The organism is Pseudomonas sp. JV245A, from assembly GCF_032424515.1.
In the GTDB taxonomy this organism is placed as follows: domain Bacteria; phylum Pseudomonadota; class Gammaproteobacteria; order Pseudomonadales; family Pseudomonadaceae; genus Aquipseudomonas; species Aquipseudomonas protegens.
The window spans coordinates 1-4,799 of record NZ_VYKE01000246.1; the positions used below are offsets into that span (position 1 = coordinate 1).

Below are 4,799 nucleotides of genomic sequence, written 5' to 3' on the forward strand. Positions count from 1 at the left end.
GCTCCTGCGCTCATGCCGGGGTGGCGGGCTCCTTGTGCTGGACCGTGCTCCTGGGGACGCTGGCAAGGATCAGTTCAGCGGCCTTTTCAGCGATCATCAAGGTCGGTGAGCAGGTATTGCCCGAGGTGATGCGCGGCATGATCGAGGCATCGGCGATGCGCAGCCCCGCAATGCCGTGCACCCGCAGTTGTGCGTCCACCACCGCCTGGGCATCGCTGCCCATGCGGCAGGTGCCCACCGGATGGAAGATGGTGGTGCCGATGCGGGCCGCGGCCTCGTGCAGTTGCTCGGTGCTTTGCAGCTCGGGGCCGGGCAGGTATTCGCTGGGCTTGAAGGGTTGCAGGGCCGGGGCGCCGACGATGCGTCGGGTCAGGCGGATGGCGTCGGCGGCGACCCGCAGGTCCTCGGGGTGGCTCAGGTAGTTGGGCTGGATCAGCGGCGCATCGCCGGCCTCCACGGAACGGATCTCGACCCGGCCACGGCTCTGCGGGCGCAGGTCGCAGACCGAGGCGGTAAAGGCCGGGAAGGCGTGCAGCGGTTCGCCGAAACGCTCCAGGGACAGCGGCTGCACGTGGTACTCCAGGTTGGCCCGGGTCTGTTCCGGGCCCGAGCGGGCAAAGGCGCCAAGCTGGCTGGGGGCCATGGACAGCGGGCCGCTGCGGTCATACAGGTAGCGCAGGCCCATGCCCATCTTGCCCCACAGGCTGCCCGCGATCTGGTTCAGGGTGCGGGCGTTCTCCAGTTTGTAGATCAGGCGCAGTTGCAGGTGGTCCTGCAGGTTGCCGCCCACCCCGGGCAGGGCATGGCTGACGCCGATCCCCAAGCGTTGCAGGAGCGGCGCCGGGCCGATCCCCGAGCGCTGCAGGATGCTCGGCGAGCCGACGGAGCCGGCGCAGAGGATGATCTCGCGGCGCGCCTTGAAGTTCTCCAGGCGCCCCTGGCAGCTGGCCCGCACCGCTGTGGCGCGGCCGTCCTCGAGGATCAGCCGCTGCACCTCGATGCCGGTCAGCACCACCAGGTTCGGGCGCTGGGCGATGGGTTTGAGAAAGGCCTTGGCGGCGTTCCAGCGCACCCCGGCCTTCTGGTTGACCTGGAAGTAGCCGCACCCTTCGTTGTCGCCGCCGTTGAAGTCGTCGATGTTGCGAATGCCGCTCTGCTCGGCAGCGCTGCGAAAGGCATCGAGGATCGGCCACGACAGGCGCTGGCGCTCGACCCGCCATTCACCGGCGGCGCCGTGCAGTTCGCTGCCGCCGGCAAAGTGGTTCTCGCTTTTCTTGAACAGCGGCAGCACCTGGTCCCAGCCCCAGCCCGGGTTGCCTTCAGCGGCCCAGCTGTCGTAGTCGGCAGCCTGCCCACGCATGTAGATCATGCCGTTGATCGACGAGCAGCCTCCCAGCACCTTGCCCCGCGGGTAGCTCAGGCTGCGGCCCTGCAGGCCGGGCTCGGCCTCGGTCTTGAAGCACCAGTCGGTGCGCGGGTTGCCGATGCAGAACAGGTAGCCCACGGGGATGTGGATCCAGGGATAGTTGTCGCGGCCACCGGCTTCCAGCAGCAGCACACGGTGCTGGGGATTGGCCGACAGGCGATTGGCCAGAAGACAGCCGGCGGGGCCGGCGCCGACCACGATGTAGTCGTAGGCGTCAAAGGCAGGGAGCATCCTTAACCTCGTTTTTCGTTCTTATTGGGAGCCATCCTAGTTGTTAGCTTTCGTTAAAAGAATGTTAGTTTTTACCCACCCGCTGTGCGTTTTCTAACAGCGTTGGCCTTCGACTCCGGCAAGGAAACCCCATGTTCGACTGGAATGACCTGCGCTTCTTTCTTGAGCTGCAACGCAGCGGCCGCCTGCTGACCGCCGCGCGACGGCTGAACACCACCCACGCCACGGTGGCCCGGCACATCGAGGCGGTGGAGAAGGCCCTGGGCACCGCACTGTTCGTCCAGCACGCCCAGGGCTACGAACTGACCCCGGCCGGCGAAGCGCTGCTCAAGCACGCCGAGGCCATGGAAAACGTCGCCTTGCTGGTGCAGGAAGAGATCACCCAGTCCAGCGCGCCTTTGGGCAAGATCCGTGTCGGGGTCACCGAGGGCCTGGGGGTGAAGTTTCTCGCCAGCCGCATGGTTGGGCTGTTCGAGCGGTATCCAGGGCTGGAAGTGGAACTGGTGGCGGTGCCGCGCTTTGTCAGCATTCTCAACCGCGAGGCGGAGATCAGCATCCACCTGGAGCGCCCCAGCGCCGACATGCTGGTGACCCGCAAGCTCACCGACTACCGCCTGGCGCTGTACGCCAGCCAGGCCTACCTGGACCGCGCGCCGCCCTTGCGCAGCCGCGAGGACCTGGGCCGGCATGCCTGGATCGGCTACGTCGATGATCTCTTGTTCAGCCAGGAGCTGATGTTCCTCAACAGCTTCTGCCGCAACCCCCAGGTGGTGTTCCACAGCACCAGTGTCATTGCCCAGCAGGAAGCGGCCCGTTCCGGCCTGGGGATCGCCGTGCTGCCGTGCTACATGGCCGCCGCCGACCCGCAACTGGTGCCGCTGCTGCCGGCGGAAAGCATCCAGCGCGCCTACTGGATCAGCACCCGCCGCGAGCTGCACAAATCGGTGCGGCTGCGGGTGGTCTGGGATTACCTGGTGGAGCAGTGTGCGGCGCAGCAGCAGGTGCTGCTGGGGCCTGAGATCTAGCCTGGATCAGAGGATCGGCCCGCAATGGACCGAGCTGCGGATCGGTGCCCCGGGCGTGATATCGACGAAGCGCGAGCCGTAGGACACTGGGTTCAGCGGGCCACCGTCCAGGCCCATGCCGAGGCCACCGGCGCTGCGGGTTTCGCCTTCCTGCATCAGTGGATCAAGGCATGCGCGCCAGTCCAGCAGGCGCAGGGTCACAGCCTGGCGGCGTTCCAGGTCGCCGGCCAGCAAGGGGCTGGAGCGGTGCCACAGGTACTTGCTGAACAGCAGGGCGTCGCCGGGTTCGAATGAGTCTTCGATGCGCTGTGCTTCGAAGCTGTCGGTGAGCATCCCGGGTGTGCAGTAGGTCTGGTGCAGGTGCGCGGAAAATTCGGCCACCGACTCGCCCCGTGCCAGTTTGCCTGCCAGCAGGCGCGAGAACTGAAAATTCTCCTGGGCCGAGAATTGCGACAGGGGCACCCAGGCCATGCCGCCACCTTGCACTTCGGGGCGTATCGGCTGCAACGGCATCCACAGGCTGAAGGCCGGGTCCTGGGGGCGGATGTAGCGAAAGTTCAGCGAGTCGTAGTGCCAGGCAAAGCCCGAGCGTCCCACCCCCAGCTCGAAACTCTGGGCCTCGCTCATGATCAGGCGGCAGCCGCTGAGGCGGGTCAGCACCTGGGCGAAGGCCGGTTGCCGGTAGAGGCGTTCGAGGATGCCGACCTGGGTCACCCGGTGGGTCAGGCGACTGAAACCGTCGCCATGGGCCGAGGTGCCCGAGGAGGTCGGGCGCAGTTGGCTGTTGGCCAGCTCCCGCAGTTGCAGGATGGCCGCAGGCGTCAACAACCCCCGCAGCTTGATGAAGCCACGCTCCTTGAAATGCCGTAGATCGTCCTGGCCCAGGCGTAGCGGGTTGACCAGGGCAGGGGCGGTGTCAGGCAGGACCGGTGGCAGGTTCACGGGGGTATTCCATTACCAGGGGACAAGGCCCTTGAGTATGGACAGTGCGCGCCGGGGCGGCAGGCTGGATTCGACCTTGAGCAACGCCTTTGCGACATCGGACAGGGAGGACGGCGCCTTAGTCGTCAGGCCGGATGTAGCGGTCCCGGGCCTGGAGGGTCGGTGCCACCACGGCGCTTGTCAACGAGCCGGCCTGGTGCCGGGGCTGCCGGCAGGCTCGCGGACCGCTTGCTGGCGAGTTCCCAGCAACAGCCCCATGGCCAGCAGGCTGGCGCAACCGGCCAGGGCCATGGCCAGGCCAAATCCGCTGGTCATGGCGGCGCCATAGAGGTCGGCGAACAGCGGGTCGTGCAGCGGCAGGCGGTGTTCGGTCACCGCTTGCCGGGCCAGTTCGGCGGCGCCGTCGAACCCGGCCGCGGCGCCGGATTCGCTGAGCACTTGCACTGCCCGGGTGCTCATCAGGCTGCCGAGCAGGGCGATGCCGACGCTCATGCCGGTCTGGCGCAGGGCGTTCATGCTGGCCGAGGCGATGCCGGCGCGCTCTGCCGGTGCGCAGGCCATCACCACCAGCCCGGTGGCCGGCACCGCCAGGCCCATGCCCAGCCCCAGCAGACCGAACAGCGAACCCACCCGCCAGTAGGGCGTGTGAGCATCGAAGCCGGCCATGGCGCTCATGGCCAGGCCTACCAGGCCATAGCCGCCAACCATCAGCCAGGGCAGGGGGATGCGCCGGTGCAAGCGGCCAAAGAGCATCGATACAACGCCTGTGACCACGAACTGCGGAAGCATGCGCAGGCCGGTGTCGGCGGCGGACCAGCCCTGGATCTGCTGCAGGAAGATCGAGAAGAAGAACAGGCTGCTGTAGCAGGAAAACCCGAGGATGAACGAGGCCAGGTTGGCCACCGCAAAGGGCCGCTGGCGAAACAGGGTGACGGGCACCAGGGGCCGCTGCACTCGACGCTCGACCTGGATCAGGGCCAGCAGCGCCAGCGTCGCCAGCAGCAATGAGGTGAGCGCCTCGCGGCTGCCGAAACCGTCCTCGCCCGCGACGATCAGGCCGTAGGTCAGGGCCCCGAGGCAGAGCACGCTGAGGATCTGGCCCAGGGGGTCGAGCGCGGCGTGCTGGGGGTACTTGCGCTCGCTGATGCCCCAGCCGCCCAGGGCCAGGGCCAGGG

Annotated in this window: 4 protein-coding genes; 1 reads left to right on the plus strand and 3 read right to left on the minus strand. The window is 67.5% G+C overall.

Translation table 11 applies throughout. The features are described from left to right. Positions 1 to 10 precede the first annotated feature (10 nt). Positions 11 to 1,657: a GMC family oxidoreductase gene (locus tag F6S12_RS29785; protein WP_015635229.1), complete on the minus strand. Its 1,647-nt coding sequence runs from the start codon at positions 1,655 to 1,657 to the stop codon at positions 11 to 13. 131 nt (positions 1,658 to 1,788) lie between these two features. Here F6S12_RS29785 and F6S12_RS29790 point away from each other — a divergent pair, with 131 nt between their 5' ends. After that, positions 1,789 to 2,682, plus strand: coding sequence for a LysR family transcriptional regulator (locus tag F6S12_RS29790; protein ID WP_011060785.1), 894 nt, complete (start codon positions 1,789 to 1,791; stop codon positions 2,680 to 2,682). A 6-nt stretch (positions 2,683 to 2,688) separates the two neighbouring features. Here F6S12_RS29790 and F6S12_RS29795 read toward each other — a convergent pair whose 3' ends face one another. Together F6S12_RS29795 and F6S12_RS29800 are read right to left on the minus strand one after the other, a co-directional pair. After that, a complete protein-coding gene (locus F6S12_RS29795) occupies positions 2,689 to 3,624 on the minus strand; it encodes a phytanoyl-CoA dioxygenase family protein (protein WP_053150884.1) in 936 nt (311 codons plus the stop codon). Positions 3,625 to 3,804: 180 nt separating this feature from the next. After that, positions 3,805 to 4,799: MFS transporter (locus F6S12_RS29800; protein ID WP_315869687.1), on the minus strand; the 995-nt coding region annotated here is incomplete at its 5' end.